This window comes from Paraburkholderia ribeironis, from assembly GCF_900019265.1.
Taxonomy (GTDB): domain Bacteria; phylum Pseudomonadota; class Gammaproteobacteria; order Burkholderiales; family Burkholderiaceae; genus Paraburkholderia; species Paraburkholderia ribeironis.
Genome location: NZ_CYGX02000004.1, coordinates 122,065 through 143,814, shown reverse-complemented (window position 1 = coordinate 143,814; position 21,750 = coordinate 122,065). Strand labels below are relative to the sequence as shown.

Here is a 21,750-nt window from a genome sequence, read left to right as displayed (position 1 = left end):
TTGTAGCGTGGCGCCGGATGGGAGCCGCCGCGCGATGCTGCATGGCTTACGCCCGATTTACGGCGACCGCGCCGCCCAAGCGCAGCGGCTCCCATCCGGCGCCACGCTACAATGTGTGCTGATTGCGTCGCGCGCACCGCGCGGCCTGCTTTTGCCTCTTTCATGACATCAAAGCCTTCTTCGCGTTCTGCTCCCGCGTCGACGCGTCCGCGCGAATCCCGTTTGTCGATCCTGCATCTGGCGCCCGAATCGCTGGGTTTCGCGCTCGACTGCGCCGGCCAGGCCGTCGGCGCCGTGCGTCTCGGCGCGGCTTTGCCGGCCGCGCTGCAATCCGTCTTCGTGTCCGCACCTGAGGGCAATGCCGCCGCCGCCCGCGGCGCGGTGCAGGACATCGCCTACCGCACGATGCGGCGTCTGGCCACCGCCGAATGGCTGATCGCGCGGCTGGTGAAGAAGGCGCCGCCGCCGCACGTCGGTCATGTGCTCGCCTGCGCACTCGCCCTGCTGGTCGACGACGAAGCGAGCGCCGCCTACGCCCCATTTACGGTGGTCGATCAGGCAGTCAACGCAATCGGCGCGCGGCGCGAATTCGCGTTCGCCAAGGGTCTCGTCAACGCGGTGCTGCGCAACTTTCTGCGCGAGCGCGAAGCGTTGCTCAGCGCCGCGCAAGCCGACGAAGTCGCGCGCTGGAACTACCCGGCGTGGTGGATCGACGCGGTGAAGGGCGCGTGGCCCGACGCGTGGCAAGCAGTGCTCGCGTCCGGCAACACGCAGGGTCCGCTCACGCTGCGTGTGAACGCCCGCCGCTCGACGGTCGATGCCTACCTGCAAGTGCTGCAGAACCATCAGATTCGCGCGAGCCAGGCCGGCACCTACGCCGTCAGGCTCGAAACGCCGATGCCGGTAGACAGGATTCCCGGTTTCAACGACGGCGTGGTCTCGGTGCAGGACGCCGGCGCGCAACTCGCCGCGCAACTGCTCGGCGTGCGCGACGGCATGCGTGTGCTCGACGCGTGCGCGGCGCCTGGCGGCAAGACCGGGCATTTGCTCGAACTCGCCAACCTTCAGCTCGTGGCGCTCGAGAGCGACCCGACGCGCGCACGCCGCATCGGCGAAAATCTGCAGCGGCTCAAGCTCGATGCGGAAGTGCGAATCGGCGATGCGGGCGTGCCGGCCAAATGGCACGACGACATCGACCAGCCCTTCGACCGCATCCTGGCCGACGTGCCGTGTTCGGCGTCGGGCATCGTGCGGCGTCATCCGGATATTCGCTGGTTGCGCCGCGCGTCCGACATTCCCGCGCTGGTCGCCGAGCAACGCCGCATCCTCGCCGCGCTTTGGCCGCTCGTGAAGCCGGGTGGTGAATTGCTCTACGTTACGTGTTCGATCTTCCCCGAAGAAGGCGAGTTGCAGGCGCAGTGGTTTGGAGACAAGTATCAGGATGCGGTACGATTGGACGCGCCGGGGCAGCTGTTACCCTCAGTTGCTCGCGCGCCCGCCGACCCATCGGCCGGTTCCTATGCCGGACAACCCGCTGAAGACAGCGCCGGCGCGAACTCAGACCACGACGGATTTTTCTACGCGCGCTTTCAGAAACGGTGACCATCAAACGCATCTTCCCGCTTCGGCTCGCTGCCGTGCTCTGGATTGCGCTGGCCGTATGGCTTGCAGCGCCGGGCGCGGCGCACGCTGATTCGATCGCGGTGCAGCGGGCGTCGCTGCAAGCCGACACCAACGGCTGGAATCTCGACGCGCATTTCGAATTCGACCTCAACAGCAACCTCGAGGACGCGGTCAACAAAGGTATTCCGCTCTACTTCACGACCGACTTCGAATTGAGCCGGCCGCGCTGGTACTGGTTCGACGAGCAGCCGGTGAGCGTGTCGCAGAGCCTGCGCCTGTCGTTTCAGCCGCTGACGCGCGAATACCGTGTGTCGAGCGTGCAGTCGGGCGGTTTGCAGCTCGGCTTCTCCACGCTCAAGGATGCGCTCGCGGTGATCAAGCACGTCACGTCATGGCATGTGATCGACCGCAACGAGGTGAAGGTCGGCGAGACCTATAACGCGTCAGTGCGCATGCAACTCGACATCGGGCTGATGCCCAAGCCGTTTCAGATCGACGCGGTGAACAACCGCGACTGGAACCTCGCATCCGAATGGAAGCGCTTTACCTTTACGGTGACCGAACGTGCTAAATAGAGTGCGCTCAACCACCACCAGTGTCAGCAGCATCGTCGTGCGCGTGCTGGTGTCGACGGTCGCGGTAACGGCCGTGTTGCTGCTCGTGCTGCTGGCCGCCGCGAGCGCCAATACCGAGTTCTTCGACCGCTATTACCAGTGGCTGTATACCGCCAACGTCGCGGTCGCGATGATCTTTCTGCTGGTGGTGGCGACGCTCATCGTCATCATCATCGCGCGGCTGCGCAAGGGCAAGTTCGGCACGCGGCTGCTGGCGAAACTCGCGTTCTTCATGGCGCTGGTCGGCGTGGTGCCGGGCGGGATCATTTACGTGGTCTCGTATCAGTTCGTGTCGCGCAGTATCGAATCGTGGTTCGACGTGAATGTCGAAACCGCGCTCACGGCAGGCCTGAATCTCGGTCGCGGCATGCTCGACGCGTCGCTGTCCGATCTGCAAACCAAGGGCCGCCTGATGTCCGAGCAGCTTGCCAGCGCGGACGCCGCCGGCACGACGCTCACGCTATTGCGACTGCGCGATCAGTTCGGCGTGCAGGACGCGACGATCGTCGAGCCCACGCGCAGTATGTCCGGTGCGACGCCCGACATGCATGTGGTCGCGCAGGCATCCAGCAACTACGCGACGCTCGTGCCGAACGATTTGCCCACGCCGCTGATGATCGAACAGGCGCGTGGCCGCGGCTATGCGGCGATCGAAGGCGAAGTGGACGGCGATACGCACGCGCAGGGCGGCAAGGGCGCGCTGCGACTGCGCGTCGTGCAGCGCATTCCCGACTCGAACGCGGCGCTGTTGCAACCCACTGAACGCTTCCTGCAACTCACGCAGCCGGTGTCGCCAACGCTCGCTCGCAATGCCGACGCGGTGCAGCGCGCGTATCGCGAATACCAGGAGAAGGCGCTCGGCCGCACCGGTCTGCGCAAGATGTACATCGGCACGCTGACGCTCGCGCTATTCCTCGCCACCTTCATCGCGATGATGCTTGCGCTCGCGCTCGGCAATCAGCTTGCGCGGCCGTTGTTCCTCCTCGCACAGGGCACGAAAGAGATTACCGAGGGCGATTACACACCGAAGCGCGAAATCAAGTCGCGCGACGAACTGGGCTTCCTCACGCAGTCGTTCAATGCGATGACGCGGCAGTTGTCCGAAGCGCGCGCCGCGGTCGAGAACAACCGCATTGCGCTCGAACACTCGAAGGCGTATCTGGAAAGCATCCTCGCGAACCTGACCGCGGGCGTGTTCGTGTTCGATCGGCAGTTCCGGCTTACCACCGCGAATCGTGGCGCCGAACGGATTTTCCGTCAGCCGTTCCAGACCGTGCTCGGTTCGTCGCTCGATCAGATCGGCGTGTTGAGCGAATTCGGCGTCATGGTCCGCAAGGCGTTTGCCGATCGTGAAGCGGCAAGCGGCGACGGTCAGGACGATCTCGGCCACTGGCAACAGCAGTTCTCGTTTCCAGTGCCGGGCGAAAGCGAACCGCTCACGTTGCTCGTGCGCGGCGCGCGCCTCGTGTCGGCGACCGACCGCGACACGGAAGACCTGCAGACCTCCGGTTACGTCGTGGTGTTCGACGACATCTCCGATGTGATCTCCGCGCAGCGTTCGATTGCATGGGGCGAGGTCGCGCGGCGGCTCGCGCACGAGATCAAGAATCCGCTCACGCCGATCCAGCTCTCCGCCGAGCGTCTGCAAATGAAGCTGGCCGACAAGCTGTCGCCGTCGGATGCCGACGTGCTCAAGCGTGGCGCGACTACGATCGTCAATCAGGTGGCTGCGATGAAGCAGATGGTCGACAATTTCCGCGACTACGCGCGCACGCCTCCGGCAGTGCTCGCGCACCTGCAACTGAACGATCTGGTCAGCGAAGTGCTCACGCTGTACGGTATCGAAGAGGGCAAAGGCGCGATCCAGGTGGAACTCTCGGCACTGCCGGCGATTCGTGGCGACGCAACGCAATTGCGCCAGGTGATTCACAACCTGCTGCAGAACGCGCAGGATGCGGTAGCCGATGTCGGCCATCCGCGAGTGGCGCTCGAGACGAGGACAGTAGAATACGGTGACCCCGACGCGGAAGGCAAAGTACACGTCGCGGTGCGTCTGACCGTGTCGGATAACGGACCGGGGTTCCCCGCGCGTATCCTCACTCGCGCATTCGAACCCTATGTGACGACCAAGGCCAAGGGTACGGGCCTGGGTCTTGCAATGGTCAAGAAGATCGTCGATGAACATGGCGCTCGCATCGACATTCGCAATCGTATGAAGGCGGGCGATGTGATCGAGGGTGCGCAGATTTCGATCCTCTTCCTTCAACTGGCGGACGATGCCGCGGCACCCGATACTGGGCCGCGGCCGGCGCACGGCGGCGGTGCGTCGCACGGCAAGACAAAAGCAACAGTGCAGACAAGGGCAGCGTAAATGGCAACCATCCTGGTGGTAGATGATGAAATGGGCATCCGGGAATTGCTCTCGGAGATCCTGAGCGACGAGGGACATGTCGTGGAGGCCGCTGAAAATGCGCAGGAAGCGCGCGAGTTCCGCTTGCGTCAGGCGCCGGACCTCGTGTTGCTCGACATCTGGATGCCCGACACCGACGGCGTGACGCTGCTCAAGGAGTGGGCCGCGCAAGGCCAGTTGACCATGCCGGTGATCATGATGTCCGGCCACGCGACGATCGATACGGCGGTTGAGGCCACCAAGATCGGCGCGCTCAATTTCCTCGAGAAACCGATCGCGTTGCAGAAGCTGCTAAAGGCCGTCGAGCAGGGTCTCGCTCGCGGCACGGCGGTGGGTGTGCCTGGCGGCGCGGCGGTCAAGCCGGTGTTGCCGGTGAACGCATCGGCGGTGGCGTCGGCGGCCGCGTTGCCGATGTTGTCCACCGACGGCACGGGCGGCGGCGCGCTGGCCGCGCAAACGGCGTCGATCTCGTTCGACATACCGCTGCGCGATGCACGCGATGCGTTCGAGCGCGCGTACTTCGAATATCACCTCGCGCGCGAGAACGGCAGCATGACGCGCGTGGCAGAGAAGACCGGCCTGGAGCGCACACACCTGTACCGCAAGCTCAAGCAACTCGGCGTCGATCTGGGCAAGAACAAAGGGGAGTGACGATACGCGCGGGCTGGCGTGCCGTGCGCGAATCCGCCTTTGGCACATTTTTTCGACGAGGGACTTGCCCTCCTGCAGACCCTTTGATATGATCTCGTTCTTCGTTGGCCCGGTAGCTCAGTTGGTAGAGCAGCGGATTGAAAATCCGCGTGTCGGTGGTTCGATTCCGCCCCAGGCCACCAGGATTCAGCCCCAGGAAATCGCAAGATTCCTGGGGCTTTTCCTTTTCTGACGGGTACTCGTTGCGGCAGAGCGTGCCCGGCGGCGTTCGGCGTCGCGTGATAAAATCACGCCAGTTCAAGGACTTGCACGCCGGTGCGATATCTGAATGTCGCCTGAGCGTTACTTGAGTGTCGCCTGATTCGCACCTGGGTGCCGAGCGGCTAGGCCGCCACCCGCACCGAACCCTTCGCCCGACCACTAGCGGTATAAGCGCGTCGCGACTCTGCGTGCGCAACGCGCGGCCTATACTGCTCTGGGCCGGCAGCAGTGCCGGCATACGTCGCGCCGCGTTGCTTGCATGGCGCATCTCACGCAGCGCGACGTGGCACTCATCATTCACGGAGTTTCACGGTGATCCGCAAAGACGCCAAGCGTAGCGCTCTCGTGCTGTTTTCCGGCGGCCAGGATTCCGCCACGTGCCTTGCATGGGCACTCGAACGTTATGAAACGGTCGAAACGCTCGGTTTCGATTACGGTCAGCGGCACCGTGTCGAACTCGAGTGCCGCGAAGGGTTTCGTCAGGCTGTCATGCGCACGTTTCCGGCGTGGGCCGGCCGTCTCGGCGACGACCACATGATCGATCTGTCGGTCCTCGGCTCGATCAGCGATACCGCGATGACGCGTGAGATCGAGATCGAGGCCACGGCCAGCGGTCTACCGAACACGTTCGTGCCGGGTCGCAATCTGATGTTCATGACCATCGCAGCGGCGATTGCTTATCGGCGAGGTTTGCAGGTGATCGTCGGCGGAATGTGCGAAACGGATTTCTCGGGCTATCCCGATTGCCGCGACGACACGATGAAGGCGTTGCAGGCCACGCTGAACCTCGGCATGGACACGCGACTGCTGATCGAAACGCCGCTGATGTGGCTCGACAAGGCCGACACGTGGCGTCTCGCTCATGAACTGGGCGGCGACGAGCTGGTTGAACTGGTGCGCGTCGAGACGCACACCTGCTATGTCGGTGAACGCGCAGAATTGCATGCATGGGGTTTCGGTTGCGGCGAATGTCCGGCATGCCGCTTGCGCAAGCGTGGTTTCGAAGCCTATCTGGCCGGTGATAAAGTCACCGAGCCGGTCTGACGGTTCGCGCAGCGGCGCGGCTCGGGCAATCAACCTCAGGCAATCAACCTCAGGCAATCAACTTCAGCAACACATTGAGCAACACGGGGCAGAAAGCAGCATGACTTACGCGGTCAAGGAAGTCTTCTACACGTTGCAGGGCGAGGGCGCGAATGCCGGGCGTCCGGCCGTGTTCTGCCGGTTCGCCGGCTGCAATCTGTGGTCGGGCCGCGAAGAAGATCGCGCCGAGGCAGTGTGCCGTTTCTGCGATACCGATTTCGTCGGCACCGACGGCGAGAACGGTGGCAAGTACCGTACCGCTGAAGAACTGGTCGCGATGATCGTATCGCTGTGGCCGCAGGGCGAGGGCGAGCGCTTCGTGGTCTGCACGGGCGGCGAGCCGATGCTGCAGATCGATCAGCCGCTGGTCGATGCGCTGCACGCCGCGAGCTTTGAAATCGCGATCGAGACCAACGGCTCATTGCCGGTGCTCGAAACGATCGACTGGGTCTGCGTGAGCCCGAAGGCCGACGCACCGCTCGTCGTGACGAGAGGCAACGAACTGAAGGTCGTGATCCCGCAGGACAACCAGCGCTTGTCCGAGTATGCGAAGCTCGACTTCGAGTATTTCCTCGTCCAGCCGATGGACGGCCCGTCGCGCGAGCTCAACACCAGGCTCGCGATCGACTGGTGCAAACGCCATCCGCAATGGCGCTTGTCGATGCAGACCCACAAGTATCTGAACATTCCCTGATTTGCCGTGCTGACGATTACACGAAAACTCGAATTCGACGCGGGCCACCGCATTCCCGATCACCGCAGCCAGTGCCGTAATCTGCACGGCCATCGCTATGTGCTCGAAATCACGCTGCAAGGCGATCTGGTCGACAGCGAAGGCGCGCCCGATCGCGGCATGGTGATGGACTTCGCCGACGTGAAGTCGCTCGCCGTCGAGCATCTGGTCGGGCAGTGGGACCACGCGTTCCTCGTCTATGAAGGCGATACGCCGGTGCGCGGCTTTCTGGAAACCATGCCCGGGCATAAGACGGTCGTGCTCGACCGCATCCCGACTGTCGAAAATCTCGCGGCCATCGCGTTCGATATCCTCGCGAGCGTGTACGACGCGCACTACGGCGTGAATCTGCGTCTGCACAAGGTGCGTCTGTACGAGACGCCGAACTGCTGGGCCGACGTGGTCCGCGACTGAACCCGGGGGCCGGCCGCGCGATCCCGCCTTTGCGTTTTTGTCACTGTATGATCGCTGCGATAACCACACGGAGCGAGACATGCCGGTCATCGCATTGCGTCGCAGCAGGCAGCCGGGCCGCCAGCGCCCCCGTCTTTGCCAGGTCGATTACTTCGCCCACGAGGCCGGATCGTTCTCCCGCGTTTCGGGTCATGCGGCCGGGCGCCGCCACGGAGCGCGGCGATGAGCACCTTCACCAATCCCCTCAAGCAACGTTTGACGGAAGCCGGCCCGCTGTACGGGCTATGGCTGTCGCTCGGCAGCGAGGCCGCCGCTGAAGCGCTGGCGCACGCCGGTTTCGACTGGCTGTTGATCGACATGGAGCACGCGCCGAACGATAGCCGCGACGTCGCTTCGCAACTGCGCGCGATCGCCGCCGCGCATCTGCCGAGCGAGCCGGTGGTGCGCGTGCCCGCCAGCGAAGCCTGGCTCGTCAAGCGCGTGCTGGATGCCGGCGCGCGCACGCTGATGTTCCCGAATATCGAATCCGCGGACGATGCCGCTCGCGCCGTGCGTCTCACGCAATATCCGACCGCTGGGGCGCTCGACGGTCAACGCGGCGTCGCCGGCGTGGTGCGCGCAGCGGCCTATGGCATGCGGCGCGACTACGTGCAGACGGCCAACGCGCAGATCGCGACCATCGTGCAGATCGAGTCGGCGCGCGGCTTGCAGGAGGTCGAGAAGATCGCGGCGACGCCGGGAGTCGATTGCGTGTTCGTCGGGCCCGCCGATCTGGCCGCGAGCCTCGGTCATCTTGGCGATTCGAAGCACGCTGATGTGCAGGCGGCGGTGGCGCGCGTTGTCAGTGCCGCCGACAAGGCCGGCATCGCGGCCGGCGTGTTTGCGATGGATGTCGCGAGTGCGAAGCAGCATCGCGATGCCGGGTTCCGTTTTGTCGCACTGGCCGCCGACGTCATGTGGATGTTGCGCGCGACCCGCCAGGCGTTGCAGGAGGTGAGGTCATGAAGCGCAAGGGGCAGGGCGTCGTCGTGCGTGTGGCGATCATGGCGGCGTGGCTGACGGGCAGCGCGATGAGTAGTGCGATGAGCGCGGCGCATGCTCAGGATCAGATCGCGAAGCCGAACGATCCGGAGACGCAGACCGCGGTCGCCGACTACAACGCCGGCAACCTGGGCGCGGCGCTTGCCGAATTCCGCAAGGCCGCCGAGCGCGGCAGCCGGCTCGCGGAGTTCAACTACGCGATGATGCTGCTCAACGGTGAAGGCACGCCAGTCAATGTCGACGAAGGCAAGAAATGGCTGCGCAAGGCCGCCGAAGCCAACATGTCGCACGCCCAGTACGTGTACGGCAAGATGTACGACGATGGCGAGTTTGTCGGCCGCGATCCGGTCGAGGCGCACCGCTGGTTTCTGAAGGCCGCTGAGCAGGGCCACGTGCAGGCGGAGCTTGCGCTGGCCAACCAGTTCCTCGACGGCCGCGGCACCGAGCGCGACAACCGGCAGGCGTTCGTCTGGTACAAGAAGGCGGCGCAAGGCGGCGACATGACCGCGCAATACGTGACCGGCTCGTTCTACGAGCGCGGCGGCGATGGCGTGGACAAGAATCTGAACGTGGCGCGCGCCTATTACGCGGCCGCGGCTGCGCAGGGCGATCCGGCAGCGCGTCTGAAGTATCAGCAGCTCAGCGCGCAGTTGCGCGATCAGAAGGAAGTGAAACCGCAGTAAGCTAAAAGGGGCGCTCCCGATGGGGCGCCCCTTGCGCGTTCTGCTTGTTCGTCTGAGCCTGTTGCACTGTTGCAGCCGGCTTCGACGGCCGACGCGGCGGCCGTGTGCCGCGCTAACTCTGCATCAATCGCTTCTGCCGCGCGACGCTCATGATGAGGCCGATCGCAACCCCGAGCGTAGTCAGCGCGGTGCCGCCATAGCTCATGAACGGCAGCGGCACGCCGACCACTGGCAAGATCCCGCTCACCATACCGATATTGACGAATGCGTAGGTGAAGAACGCCATCGTTAGCGATCCGGCCAGCAGACGCCCGAACAGCGTCGCGCCGTTCGCGGCGATATACAGCCCGCGAGCGATCAGCAGCATGTACAGCGTCAACAACACGATGCCGCCAGCCAGGCCGAACTCCTCGGAGAACACCGCGAAGATGAAGTCGGTGTGCTTCTCGGGAATGAACTCGAGGTGTGCCTGCGTGCCCTTTAACCAGCCCTTGCCGATTGGCCCGCCCGAGCCGATCGCGATCACCGCCTGGATCGTATGGAAGCCCTTGCCGAGCGGATCGGAGGTCGGATCGAGCAGCGTACAGATGCGGTGCTTCTGGTAGTCGTGCATCAGCGGCCATTGCACTTCGGGCTGACAGATCTTGTCCTGAAACGCCGCGATCGACCCGACCGCGATCACACCCGCTATCAGCACCGGCACGATCAGCTTGAAGCTCAGGCCCGCGAAGTAGATCACGAAGAAGCCGGCTGCGAACACCAGCACCGCCGTACCCAGGTCAGGCTGCTTGGCGATCAGGCCGACCGGCACGGCGAGAATCAGCAGACCGACCAGAAAGTCGTACCAGCGCATCACGCCTTCGCGGCGCTGGTAGTACCACGCGAGCATCAGCGGGGTGGCGATCTTCAGGATTTCCGACGGCTGGATCACCACGCCGACATTGATCCAGCGCTTGGCGCCCTTGCGCGTGAGGCCAAACAGCGCCACCGCGACCAGTAACGCGATCCCGAACGTATAGAGCGGGACCGCGAAGCGCATCAATGTGGTGGGTGGCACATTGGCGAGCGCCCACATCAGCACGAACGTCAGCAGGATGTTGCGCAACTGGTCTTCCACGCGGCCTGGAAGGTCCAGACTCGCGCTGTATAGCGTCACAATGCCCACGCACAACAGCAGAAACACGATCAGTGCGAGCGGGCGGTCGAAGCCCGCGAACATCCGCTTGATGCGGTCGAGCCAGGCGCGCTTGTCGAATTGCATGCCTTTCTCCTTACTCGTCGATGCCGCCGGTAACCGGCTGGCGTGGCGACGTCGCCTGCCCCCCAAGGGGGCTCCCTTCGGGGCGTCCCCCAAGGGGACTTCCTTCGGGGCGCTTCGCGGCGGTCGGCGCCGGTTCGCTGGCCGGGCGGGGTTGATGCGGAGCGCCGGATTTACGCGCCGTTGATTTTTTGGCGGCGGACGCGGAAGCAGGCACCGGGGCCGACGCCCCTGTTGCCACTGGGGCGGAAGTCGCCACCGGCGCGGATGCGGCGTTCGCCACCGGCGCAGATGCCGCTGCCGCCGTAGCCGCCGCTGCCGCTGCCGCTGCCGCTGCCGCCGCCGACGCCGCACCCGGAATCGGCAACGCCGTGAAGCCCGCCGCGATCTTGACCGGCTGGCCAGCATCGTGCGGCGGCGCGTCGCCGACTTCAGGCGCGGACGCGTCCAGCGTCGCCGATGCCGCTGCCGCGACGGCGGCCGCTTCGGCACCCGGTTTGTTCTTGCCGACGAGGTAGTAGTCGAGCACCTTGCGCGCGATCGGGCCGGCGGCCTCCGCACCCCAGCCGCCGTTCTCGACGATCAGCGCGAGCGCGATCTTCGGTTGTTCGGCGGGGGCGAACGCGATGAAGAGCGCGTGGTCGCGCAGATGTTCGGCGAGTGCATGGCCCTTGTAGTTCGCCCCTTGCAGCGAATACACCTGCGCCGTGCCGGTCTTGCCGGCCGCCTGATACGGCGCGCCGATGAACAGTTTGGACGCCGTACCGTTCGTCACGACGCCTTCCATTGCGTGCTTGATGATGTCGATGTCCGATTGCTTCACCGCGATCTTGTCGCTCGGATCGCGCACGACCGGGTGGGTGTCCTTGCTGATCGGATTTTCGATGTCGCGCACGAGGTGCGGTTTCATCACGACGCCGTTGTTCGCGAGCGTCGCGGTGGCGTGCGCGAGCTGCAGGATGGTGAACGAGTTGTAGCCCTGGCCGATGCCCAGGCTGATCGTCTCGCCTTCATACCAGCGTTGCTGCTCGGGCTTGCGGTACGCCTTGCGCTTCCATTCCGTCGACGGCAGGATGCCGCGCGCTTCACCCGAGATATCGATGCCGGTGATCTGGCCGAAGCCCCACGGCTTCATGAAGTTGGCGATGTTGTTGACGCCGAGATCGTGCGCGAGCATGTAGAAATACGTGTCGTTCGACACCACGATCGCGCGGTTCATGTCGACCCAGCCCTGACCCGAGCGTATGTCGTTGCGGAACGTGTGGCCGCCGAACGTGTACGAGCCCGGATCCTGGAAGCCCCAGCCCGGCGTGCGCTTATGCAGCGTCAGCGCGGCGAGTGCCATGAACGGCTTGTAGGTCGAACCCGGCGGATAGGTGCCGTGCAGCGGCCGGTTCAGCAGCGGATGGTCCGGCGAGTTGTTCAGCTCGTCCCAGGTCTGCTGGTCGATGCCGTCGACGAACGAATTCGGATCGAAGCTCGGCGCCGACACGAACGCGAGCACGTCGCCGGTGGCAGGTTCGATCGCGACCAGCGCGCCGCGGCGGCCCGCGAAGGCCTGCTCAGCGACTTGCTGCAGGCCGATGTCGAGCGACAGCACGAGGTTGTTGCCGGGCGTCGCCTGGCTGCGCGACAGCGTGCGCACCGGCCGGCCGCCGGCCGTCACTTCCACTTCCTCGAAACCGGTCTGGCCGTGCAGCTCGGTCTCGTAGCTCTGCTCGACGCCGATTTTGCCGATGTAGTCGGTGCCCTTGTAGTTGTTGGCGTCCAGACGCGGATCGTAGTGCTCCGGATCGCTGTCGTTCTGGTCGCTGGCGTCGTCGATACGGTCCTGATCGCGCTGCGAGATCCGGCCGATGTAGCCGATCACGTGCGCCGCAGTCGGCCCGAGCGGATACTGGCGGAACAGGCGGGCGCGCACTTCGACGCCGGGAAAGCGGAAGCGCTGCGCGGTGAAGCGTGCGACTTCGTCGTCGGTCAGGCGCGTGCGGATCGGCAGGCTTTCGAAGTTCTTCGAGTCTTCCTGCAGCTTCTTGAAGCGGCGGCGGTCGCGTGCATCGATCGACACGACCGTGGCCAGGTTGTCGATCACGTTTTCGAGCGAGTCGTTCAGCTTCGAGGGCGTGATTTCGAGCGTGTAGGCCGAGTAATTCTTGGCCAGCACCACGCCGTTGCGATCGGTGATGATGCCGCGGTTCGGCACGATCGGCGCGACCGAAATGCGGTTTTCATCGGCCTGCAGCGAGTATTTGCTGTAGTGCCATACCTGCAGGAACAGGAAGCGGAAACCGATCAGCCCGAAGCAGACGAACACGAACAGGCCCGCCGCCGCGACGCGCAGGCGGAACTTCGAGAGCTGTTGCTGTGTGTCCTTGAATTCGGTCATGCGATTCTGCAAAAGGCCGGATCACGGCCATCAAGAGTGTGCGCCCAATCCGGCGGGAACCGGCAGGCATGAACAACGAAGCGCGCCGGGCGGGCCGGCAGCAAGCGTTCCATCGGAACGCAACGGCCGGCGGACCCGTTGCTTTATCAAATGGGCCGCGTATCGTCCGGATCGGCCGGGCGGCGTTGCGGCATCAACAACAGCACGCTGGCGAGCGGCCACAGCGCGGCTTCGACGAAACCGTCGATCAGGTAACCCCAGCCCGGAAACGCCGCGCCCGTCAGCAGACGGATCACGAACGGCACCAGTTGCGCGACGACCAGCAACGGCATCACCGCGAAAATCTGCACGCCGAGCGACATCCACAGCACGCGGCGGTGGATCGTGATCGCGCCATACGACAGCAGCGTGTACGCCAGCGCATGCTCGCCGAGCAGACTGGCGTTGTGTACGTCCATCAGCAGACCGAGCAGGAACGCGATGCCCATGCCGACCTTGCGCGGCTGATGCACATTCCAGAACAGCAGCACGAGCGCCACGAAGTCCGGCACGCCGAAGAGACGTCCCCACGGCATCAGGTTCAGCAGAAACGCCGCAGCGAGACTGAACGCGATGAAGTACGGATTGACCGGCTGCAGAATGTATTGCGGGCGGTTCATGGCTTCGCCCCCGGCGTCGGTTGCGGCTTCGCGTTCTTTTCGGCGGCCGGCTTTTTGTCGGTGGCGGACTTCTTCTCCGCGGCGGCCGGTTTGGCTGGGGCTTTTTCCGCCGGCCTGGCTGTGGGCTTTTCGCCGGCGGGCTTTTCAGCTGCGGGCTTTTCAGCCGGCTTGCCGGCGGATTTGTCCGTGGCGCCCTTGCCGTCGACCGGCTTGCCGCCCTTCTTTTTCGCTTCCTTCGCGATGGTGGCGGCGTCGGGTTCTTCGGCTGGGCGAGGCGGCACGTCGTTTACATAGTGCAGCACCAGAAGCTGGCGCGCGCCGCGCACCGGCGCAACCGGCAGGCAGATCACGCGTGCGAATGCCGTGTCGGCCTGCTTGTCGACCCGCACCACCTTGGCGACCGGCAGTCCCGGTGGATACACGCCGTCGAGTCCGCTGGTGACGAGTTCGTCGCCGGTTTGAACGTCGGCGCTGATCGGCACGAAGCGCAGATCGAGCGCGTCGCCCTTCGGCGTGCCGTAGATCACGCTGCGCAAGCCGGTGCGCACGATTTGCACGGGCACGGCCTGATCCTTGTCCGTGAGCAGTGTGACTTCGGCTTGCAGCGGGAACACGCGCGTCACCTGGCCGATCACACCGTCTTCGTTGACGACCGGCGAGCCGTTCTGGATGCCTTGCTGCGCACCGCGTCCGATCACCACCTTCTGCGTGAACGGGTCGCGTGTGTCGTACTGGATTTCAGCGGGCAGCGATTGCGTGGTCGAGCGCTGCGAGAGTTGCAGCAGCGCGCGCAAATGGGCGTTTTCGGCGGCGAGTTCGGCGGCCGTATTGGCCTGCTGCGAGAGCAGCAGATCTTTCGCGTGCAGCTTTACGTTGTCACCGCGCAGCGTGGCGCTGGTCACAGCCAGGTCGGCGGCGCCCATGAAGATGTCGCGCGGCACGAGGGCCGCGCGTTGCAGCGGATAAAGACCCGCGCCGAGCACACCGCGAACGATTTCGAGCGTCTGGAAGCGCGCATCGGAGATCAGCAGGGCCAGCGCCAGCACGACGAAAAACAGCAGTCGTGCGAGTGCGGACGGGCCTTGTTTGAACAGGGGCGGCGGACTGTATTCCATGGTCGGCGCCGGGGGCGTGAACAGTGGGTGAGGCGGCGGCGCGCGAGGGAGGCGCGTTCAGCGCGCGGAGGCTGGTCGGCCCAGCCAACGGCAAACCGGCCCGCAAGGGGCCGTTTGCCAGATCCGTGCTACTGACATGGAGCGGGGCTCGCTTACTCGTACGAGAAGATGCTGCCCAGCTTGTCCATGCGTTCGAGCGCCATGCCCGAGCCGCGTACGACGCAGGTCAGCGGGTCTTCCGCGACGAGCACCGGCAGGCCGGTTTCTTCTGCGAGCAGGCGGTCCAGATCGCGCAGCAGTGCGCCACCGCCGGTGAGCATCATGCCGCGCTCGGCGATGTCGGCGCCCAGTTCCGGCGGCGTCTGTTCCAGCGCGATCTTCACCGACGAGACGATCTGGTTCAGCGGATCGGTCAGCGCTTCGAGGATTTCGTTGCTGGAGATCGTGAAGCTGCGCGGAATGCCTTCCGACAGATTGCGGCCCTTCACTTCCATTTCCTTCACTTCGGAACCCGGGAACGCAGAGCCGATTTCCTTCTTGATGGCTTCGGCGGTCTGCTCGCCGATCAGCATGCCGTAGTTGCGGCGGATGTAGTTGACGATGGCTTCGTCGAACTTGTCGCCGCCGACGCGCACCGAACCCTTGTAGACGATGCCGCCGAGCGAGATCACGCCGACTTCCGTGGTGCCGCCGCCGATGTCGACGACCATTGAGCCGGTGGCTTCCGACACCGGCAGGCCGGCGCCGATTGCTGCGGCCATCGGTTCTTCGATCAGGTACACCTGCGAAGCGCCCGCACCGTGCGCGGCTTCCTTGATCGCGCGGCGCTCGACCTGGGTCGAACCGCACGGCACGCAGATGATGATGCGCGGCGACGGCGAGAACATGCGCGATTCGTGAGCCGTCTTGATGAACTGCTTGATCATCTGTTCGGTGACGGTGAAGTCGGCGATCACGCCGTCTTTCATCGGGCGGATCGCCTCGATGTTGCCCGGCACCTTGCCGAGCATCTGCTTGGCTTCCTTACCGACTGCCTGAATGGTTTTCTTGCCGTTGGGACCGCCTTCCTGGCGGATCGAAACCACCGACGGTTCGTCGAGAACGATGCCCTTGCCACGCATGTAGATGAGCGTGTTGGCGGTGCCGAGGTCAATCGCCAGATCGTTGGAGAAGTAGCTGCGCAAAAAACCGAACATTCAAAATCCTGTCTCGCTGGGGGCCGGGCCTCGCAACGTATGCGTAGGGCGGCAGCGGAAAAATAACAGCTTCAACCTGGCGAAAGTAGCGCTACAGGACTTGAAGCTGCAAGGGAATCTACCGGAGGCCGTTGCAAAGCCAGAGCCGAAAATTCCGAACGAACTTTTTTGGAATTGTTCAGAAAGGCCTGGGTAAGTCGGTCCGGGTTTGGGTCGAACGCGTAATGATACCTTATAATTTTGGATGTTTTGAAGGAAACGGATGGCACTTTTTGCCGCCGCTGACCCCTTTTTCAAGGTCTTCCTGTTGCATCGTAACCTGCTGTCGCAGTGTCGTTTTCCATGCTGCGGTGGCCCACCACATTTTCCGGTGACCGCATGGCCCTGACTCTGACCGATGTAAAACGCATCGCGCATCTTGCGCGGCTCGAATTGGCCGACGCCGACGCCGAGCACACGCGTGCCCAGCTCAATGATTTCTTCGGCCTCGTCGAGCAAATGCAGGCGGTCGATACCACCGGCATTGCACCGCTTGCCCATCCGATCGAGCAGATCGAAGACGTCGCGTTGCGTCTGCGCGACGACGCCGTAACCGAGACGGTCGAACGCGACGCTTTCCAGCGCCCGGCGCCGGCCGTGCAAGACGGCCTGTACCTCGTGCCGAAGGTGATCGAGTAAGAACCGCGCAGCAAACCCGGCGCGCTCTCGAGCGAGCGGCATGCTTTGGCTTTGCGCGCGCCGCGCACATGGCGCGCGTGGCCGTCGCCGCCGGCTGCCTTGATCCGGCTCTCAGGCGGGCAGTCGAACGCCTCCACGGCAGCGTCGCTACGCTGCCGCGCTTTCCAGGATAAAACGCAATGCATGAAAAAAGTCTGACCGAACTGCGCACCGCACTGGCGGCGAAGGAATGCTCCGCAGTCGAACTGGCGCAGCTGTATCTGAAGCGGATCGACGCCGCCAATGGCCTGAACGCGTTCATCCAGGTCGATCCCGATCTCACGCTGGCGCAGGCGAAAGCCGCCGACGCGTTGCTTCACACCGGCCATGCCGGCCCGCTGGTCGGCCTGCCGATCGCGCACAAGGACGTGTTCGTCACCAAGGGTTGGCGCTCCACCGCCGGCTCGAAGATGCTGTCAAATTACGCGAGCCCGTTCGATGCGACCGTGGTCGCGCGTCTGCAGAACGCCGGCATGGTGTGCGTGGGCAAGACCAACATGGACGAGTTCGCGATGGGCTCGTCCAACGAGAATTCGTACTTCGGCCCCGTGCAGAATCCGTGGGATCGCCAGGCCGTGCCGGGCGGTTCGTCGGGCGGCTCGGCGGCGGCGGTGGCCGCGCGTCTCGCGCCTGCCGCAACCGGCACCGACACGGGCGGCTCGATCCGTCAGCCGGCGTCGTTCTCCGGCATCACGGGCATCAAGCCCACGTACGGCCGCGTGTCGCGTTACGGGATGATCGCGTTCGCGTCGTCGCTGGATCAGGGCGGTCCGATGGCGAAGAGCGCCGCCGATTGCGCGACGCTGCTCAACGCGATGGCCGGTTTCGACGAGCGCGATTCGACCAGCCTCGTGCGCGACGACGAAGACTACACGCGTTATCTCGGCAAGCCGTGGCAGGACGCGGGCGCCGACAAGCCGCTCGCCGGCCTGCGCATCGGCCTGCCGAAAGAGTACTTCGGCGCCGGTCTGGCCGACGACGTGCGCGCGTCGATCGACGCCGCCCTGAAGCAATACGAAGCACTCGGCGCCACGCTGGTCGACGTCACGCTGCCAAAAACCGAATTGTCGATCCCGGTGTACTACGTGATCGCGCCGGCGGAGGCCTCGTCGAATCTGTCGCGTTTCGACGGCGTGCGCTTCGGTCATCGCGCGGCCGAATACCGTGATCTGCTTGACATGTACAAGAAGTCGCGCGCCGAAGGTTTCGGTGCGGAAGTGAAGCGCCGCATTCTGGTCGGCACCTACGTGCTGTCGCATGGCTATTACGATGCGTACTACCTGCAGGCGCAGAAGATTCGCCGCATCATCGCGCAGGACTTTCAGGAAGCGTTCAAGCAGTGCGACGTGATCATGGGACCGGTCGCGCCGTCGGTGGCGTGGGATATCGGCGCGAAGGGCGACGATCCGGTGCAGATGTATCTGGCCGACATCTACACGCTGTCGGTGAGCCTCGCCGGTCTGCCGGGCATGAGCGTGCCGTGCGGCTTCGGCGCGGGCGTGAATGCTAGGCGTCCGGTTGGTCTGCAGATCATCGGCAACTATTTCAATGAAGCCCGGATGCTGCAAGTGGCCGACGCGTTCCAGCGCGCGACCGACTGGCACCGCCAGGCACCGGCAGGAGTGTGAGCACCATGACCAAACAATGGGAAGTCGTGATCGGTCTGGAGACCCACGCGCAGCTGTCGACCGAATCGAAGATTTTCTCGGGTGCCGCGACGCAATTCGGCGCTGCGCCGAACAGCCAGGCATGCCCCGTCGACCTCGCGTTGCCGGGCACTCTGCCGGTGATGAACCGCGGCGCGGTCGAGCGCGCGATCCAGTTCGGTCTCGCGATCGGCGCGACAGTGGCGCCGCGCAGCATCTTCGCGCGCAAGAATTATTTCTACCCCGATCTGCCGAAGGGCTATCAGATCAGCCAGTACGAAATCCCCGTCGTGCAGGGCGGCCAGGTGACGATCCAGGTGCCGGCCAACGAAAAGGCGGGCAAAGAAGCGTACGAGAAAACCGTCAACCTGACTCGCGCTCACCTCGAAGAAGACGCCGGCAAGTCGCTGCATGAAGACTTCGCGGGCATGACCGGCATCGATCTGAATCGCGCCGGCACGCCGCTGCTCGAAATCGTCACCGAGCCGGAAATGCGCAGCGCGGCCGAAGCAGTCGCGTATGCGAAGACGCTGCATACACTCGTCACATGGCTAGGCATCTGCGACGGCAACATGCAGGAAGGCTCGTTCCGTTGCGACGCGAACGTATCGGTGCGCCCGGTCGGTCAGGCGGAATTCGGCACGCGCGCCGAGATCAAGAACCTGAACTCGTTCCGCTTCCTCGAGGAAGCGATCCAGTACGAAGTGCGTCGTCAGATCGAATTGATCGAAGACGGCGGCACGGTGGTGCAGGAAACGCGTCTATACGATCCGGACAAGCGCGAAACGCGCTCGATGCGCAGCAAGGAAGACGCGCACGACTATCGCTATTTCCCCGATCCCGATCTGATGCCGCTCGTGATCGACGCGGCGTGGATCGAGCGCGTGAAGGGCACGATGCCGGAACTGCCGGAAGCGATCCAGCAACGCTTCGTTTCGCAATACGGCCTGACGCCGTACGACGCCAACGTGCTGACATCGAGCAAGGCCACGGCCGTGTATTTCGAGGCGGTGGTCGGCAAGGTCGGCGCGGCGAACGCGAAGGTCGCGGCCAACTGGGTGATGGGCGAGGTGTCGTCGCAACTGAATCGCGAAGGCCTGGATATTGCGGCATGCCCGGTGTCGGCCGCGCAACTCGCGCTGCTGCTGCAGCGCATTGCCGACGGCACGATCTCGAACAAGATCGCGAAGGAAATCTTCCTCGCGATCTGGGAAGAGAAGGCCACCGACGAAGTGGCCGCCGATCGCATCATCGAAGCGAAGGGCCTGAAGCAGATTTCGGATACCGGTGCGTTGGAAGCGATCATCGACGAAGTGCTCGCCGCGAACCAGAAGTCGGTCGAGGAATTCCGCGCCGGCAAGGAAAAGGCGTTCAACGCGCTGATCGGCCAGGCGATGAAGGCGACCAAGGGCAAGGCCAATCCGGCGCAGGTGAACGAACTGCTGAAGAAGAAGCTGTCCTGAGTGGAAGTGGACCGGCTCAAGCGTTGACGCTTGAGCCTGCATGGGCTGTTGCCGGAAACGAAAGTGGGGCAACGGCCCGTTTTGTTTTGCGGGCCCGTTTAACGCAGATCACGGAGGGTGTGGATGTCAAAGCAACCCGAACTCGACGATTTCCGCGTGCCGTATTTCGACAACGGCAAGAAACACGTCAAATTCTCGCTCGACGCGTTCGACCCGGCCGCCAAGCCGTTTTCAAGCGGCTCGAAAGACTCGGACCGCGTGCGTCTGGCGGAGATCGGCGCGCAGCTCGACATCCAGCAGGAACGTCTGCACGCGCAACGCAAGCGGCGTGTGCTGCTGGTGCTGCAAGGCATGGACACGAGTGGCAAGGACGGCACGATCCGCGCGGTGTTTCACGAGGTCGATCCGCTGGGTCTGCGCATCGTGCCGTTCAAGGCGCCGACGCCTACCGAACTTGCGCACGATTTTCTGTGGCGCGTGCACTCGCAAGCGCCCGCCGCCGGTGAGTTGGCGATCTTCAATCGCAGTCACTACGAAGATCTGCTGGTGCCGACCGTGCTCGGCGAACTGGACGCGCAGGCGTTCGAGCAACGCTGCTGTCACATTCGCCAGTTCGAGGAGATGCTCGCGTATAGCGGCACGACGATCGTCAAGTGCATGCTGCACATTTCGAAAGACGAGCAGCGCACGCGTCTGCAGGCGCGCATCGACGACCCCAGCAAGCACTGGAAATTCGACGTGTCCGATCTCGACGCGCGCAAGCAGTGGGATGCGTACCAGACGGCCTATCGCGATGCGTTGGCGGCGACATCGACTGAATACGCACCGTGGTACGTGATTCCGGCCAACTCGAAGACGCACCGCAACGTGATGATTGCCGAACTGCTGTTGCGTGCGTTGGAAGGGTTGAAGCTCGAATATCCGCCGGCCAAAGAATCGCTGAAGGGCATCAAGGTCGCGTGACCTGGCCCGTTGGTTTCAAAAACGAATCGAACATCAAAGGAACGACATGTTGCGTGTGATTACCGCCAACCTGAATGGCATCCGCTCAGCGGCGAAGAAAGGCTTTTTCGACTGGTTCGGCGAACAGAACGCCGACGTGCTGTGCGTGCAGGAAATCAAATGCTCGCAGGACGATATGACGCCGGAATTCATGGCGCCGCACGATTTCACGGGCTATTTCCAGCATGCGGTGAAGAAGGGCTATAGCGGCGCGGGCGTATACACGCGTCACGAGCCGGACGAAGTGGTGATCGGCTTCGGCAGCGAGGAGTTCGACCCGGAAGGGCGCTATGTCGAACTGCGTTTCGGCAAGCTGTCGGTGATTTCCGTGTATGTGCCGTCGGGCTCGAGCGGCGAAGAACGTCAGCAGGCCAAGTTCCGGTTCATGGACGGGTTCATGCCGCATCTGGCCGAATTGGCCCGCGAGCGTGAGGTGATCGTATGCGGCGACGTGAACATCGTGCACAAGGAAATCGACATCAAGAACTGGAAGAGCAACCAGAAGAACTCAGGCTGCCTGCCTGAAGAACGCGCGTGGCTGACGAAGCTGTTCGACGAAGTCGGATACGTCGATGTGTTCCGCACGCTCGACCCGCGGCCCGAACAATACACGTGGTGGAGCAATCGCGGTCAGGCGTACGCGAAGAACGTCGGGTGGCGGATCGATTATCAGATCGCGACGTCGGGCATCGCGAGCCAGGCGAAGCGCACCGACGTGTTCCGCGACATCAAGTTCAGCGACCATGCGCCGCTGACGGTCGACTACGATCACAACGTCAAGAAATAAGCCCGGGC

General features: G+C 63.9%; 19 protein-coding genes and 1 tRNA gene. 15 read left to right on the top strand and 5 right to left on the bottom strand.

The features are described 5' to 3' along the window. Positions 1-162 precede the first annotated feature (162 nt). From rsmB to BN2475_RS01350, 10 genes are all read left to right on the top strand, one after another. A complete protein-coding gene (rsmB, locus tag BN2475_RS01395) occupies positions 163-1,602 on the top strand; it encodes a 16S rRNA (cytosine(967)-C(5))-methyltransferase RsmB (RefSeq protein ID WP_094777791.1) in 1,440 nt (479 codons plus the stop codon). Then, a complete protein-coding gene (locus BN2475_RS01390) occupies positions 1,599-2,198 on the top strand; it encodes a DUF4390 domain-containing protein (protein WP_094777790.1) in 600 nt (199 codons plus the stop codon). Before rsmB ends, BN2475_RS01390 begins: the two co-directional genes overlap by 4 nt. Continuing rightward, the gene (locus tag BN2475_RS01385) at positions 2,188-4,608 is read left to right on the top strand and encodes a sensor histidine kinase (RefSeq protein WP_094777789.1); all 2,421 of its coding nucleotides are present in this window, start codon (positions 2,188-2,190) and stop codon (positions 4,606-4,608) included. Before BN2475_RS01390 ends, BN2475_RS01385 begins: the two co-directional genes overlap by 11 nt. After that, positions 4,609-5,298: a response regulator transcription factor EsaR gene (esaR, locus tag BN2475_RS01380; protein ID WP_094777788.1), complete on the top strand. Its 690-nt coding sequence runs from the start codon at positions 4,609-4,611 to the stop codon at positions 5,296-5,298. 106 nt (positions 5,299-5,404) lie between these two features. Beyond that, positions 5,405-5,480, top strand: a tRNA-Phe gene (locus BN2475_RS01375). 391 nt (positions 5,481-5,871) lie between these two features. Then, the gene (queC, locus tag BN2475_RS01370; RefSeq protein WP_094777787.1) at positions 5,872-6,603 is read left to right on the top strand and encodes a 7-cyano-7-deazaguanine synthase QueC; all 732 of its coding nucleotides are present in this window, start codon (positions 5,872-5,874) and stop codon (positions 6,601-6,603) included. Positions 6,604-6,703: 100 nt separating this feature from the next. Then, positions 6,704-7,336: a 7-carboxy-7-deazaguanine synthase gene (gene queE, locus BN2475_RS01365; RefSeq protein ID WP_094777786.1), complete on the top strand. Its 633-nt coding sequence runs from the start codon at positions 6,704-6,706 to the stop codon at positions 7,334-7,336. Positions 7,337-7,342: 6 nt separating this feature from the next. Continuing rightward, positions 7,343-7,789 carry a 6-carboxytetrahydropterin synthase QueD gene (gene queD / locus BN2475_RS01360; RefSeq protein ID WP_094777785.1) on the top strand — a complete coding sequence of 149 codons (447 nt, stop codon included), beginning with the start codon at positions 7,343-7,345 and terminating at the stop codon, positions 7,787-7,789. Between the two features lie 222 nt (positions 7,790-8,011). Further along, positions 8,012-8,794, top strand: a complete 783-nt coding sequence (locus tag BN2475_RS01355; RefSeq protein ID WP_094777784.1) for an HpcH/HpaI aldolase family protein — start codon at positions 8,012-8,014, stop codon at positions 8,792-8,794. Further along, the gene (locus tag BN2475_RS01350) at positions 8,791-9,513 is read left to right on the top strand and encodes a tetratricopeptide repeat protein (protein ID WP_094777783.1); all 723 of its coding nucleotides are present in this window, start codon (positions 8,791-8,793) and stop codon (positions 9,511-9,513) included. Before BN2475_RS01355 ends, BN2475_RS01350 begins: the two co-directional genes overlap by 4 nt. 112 nt (positions 9,514-9,625) lie before the next feature. Here the strand turns inward: BN2475_RS01350 and rodA are convergent, their stop codons facing one another. From rodA to BN2475_RS01325, 5 genes are all read right to left on the bottom strand, one after another. After that, positions 9,626-10,774 (bottom strand): rod shape-determining protein RodA, encoded by a 1,149-nt coding sequence (gene rodA, locus BN2475_RS01345; RefSeq protein ID WP_094777782.1) that lies wholly within the window; start codon positions 10,772-10,774, stop codon positions 9,626-9,628. Between the two features lie 10 nt (positions 10,775-10,784). Continuing rightward, on the bottom strand, positions 10,785-13,157 hold the full coding sequence (gene mrdA, locus BN2475_RS01340; protein WP_094777781.1) for a penicillin-binding protein 2: 2,373 nt from the start codon (positions 13,155-13,157) through the stop codon (positions 10,785-10,787). A gap of 146 nt (positions 13,158-13,303) precedes the next feature. Next, positions 13,304-13,816: a rod shape-determining protein MreD gene (gene mreD / locus BN2475_RS01335; RefSeq protein WP_094777780.1), complete on the bottom strand. Its 513-nt coding sequence runs from the start codon at positions 13,814-13,816 to the stop codon at positions 13,304-13,306. Next, entirely contained in the window at positions 13,813-14,931 is a 1,119-nt protein-coding gene (gene mreC, locus BN2475_RS01330; RefSeq protein WP_094777779.1) for a rod shape-determining protein MreC, read from the bottom strand. Before mreC ends, mreD begins: the two co-directional genes overlap by 4 nt. Positions 14,932-15,083: 152 nt before the next feature. After that, positions 15,084-16,127: a rod shape-determining protein gene (locus BN2475_RS01325; protein ID WP_004189550.1), complete on the bottom strand. Its 1,044-nt coding sequence runs from the start codon at positions 16,125-16,127 to the stop codon at positions 15,084-15,086. 378 nt (positions 16,128-16,505) lie between these two features. Here BN2475_RS01325 and gatC point away from each other — a divergent pair, with 378 nt between their 5' ends. The 5 genes from gatC to BN2475_RS01300 all read left to right on the top strand — a co-directional run bounded on the left by gatC (position 16,506) and on the right by BN2475_RS01300 (position 21,742). Next, entirely contained in the window at positions 16,506-16,805 is a 300-nt protein-coding gene (gene gatC, locus BN2475_RS01320; RefSeq protein WP_094777778.1) for an Asp-tRNA(Asn)/Glu-tRNA(Gln) amidotransferase subunit GatC, read from the top strand. 179 nt (positions 16,806-16,984) lie between these two features. Beyond that, the gene (gene gatA, locus BN2475_RS01315) at positions 16,985-18,472 is read left to right on the top strand and encodes an Asp-tRNA(Asn)/Glu-tRNA(Gln) amidotransferase subunit GatA (protein ID WP_094777777.1); all 1,488 of its coding nucleotides are present in this window, start codon (positions 16,985-16,987) and stop codon (positions 18,470-18,472) included. Between the two features lie 5 nt (positions 18,473-18,477). Further along, positions 18,478-19,953: an Asp-tRNA(Asn)/Glu-tRNA(Gln) amidotransferase subunit GatB gene (gene gatB, locus BN2475_RS01310; protein ID WP_094777776.1), complete on the top strand. Its 1,476-nt coding sequence runs from the start codon at positions 18,478-18,480 to the stop codon at positions 19,951-19,953. A 123-nt stretch (positions 19,954-20,076) separates the two neighbouring features. Further along, the gene (locus tag BN2475_RS01305) at positions 20,077-20,916 is read left to right on the top strand and encodes a PPK2 family polyphosphate kinase (RefSeq protein ID WP_094777775.1); all 840 of its coding nucleotides are present in this window, start codon (positions 20,077-20,079) and stop codon (positions 20,914-20,916) included. 46 nt (positions 20,917-20,962) lie between these two features. Next, on the top strand, positions 20,963-21,742 hold the full coding sequence (locus BN2475_RS01300) for an exodeoxyribonuclease III (protein ID WP_094777774.1): 780 nt from the start codon (positions 20,963-20,965) through the stop codon (positions 21,740-21,742). The last annotated feature ends 8 nt before the right edge of the window (positions 21,743-21,750 follow it).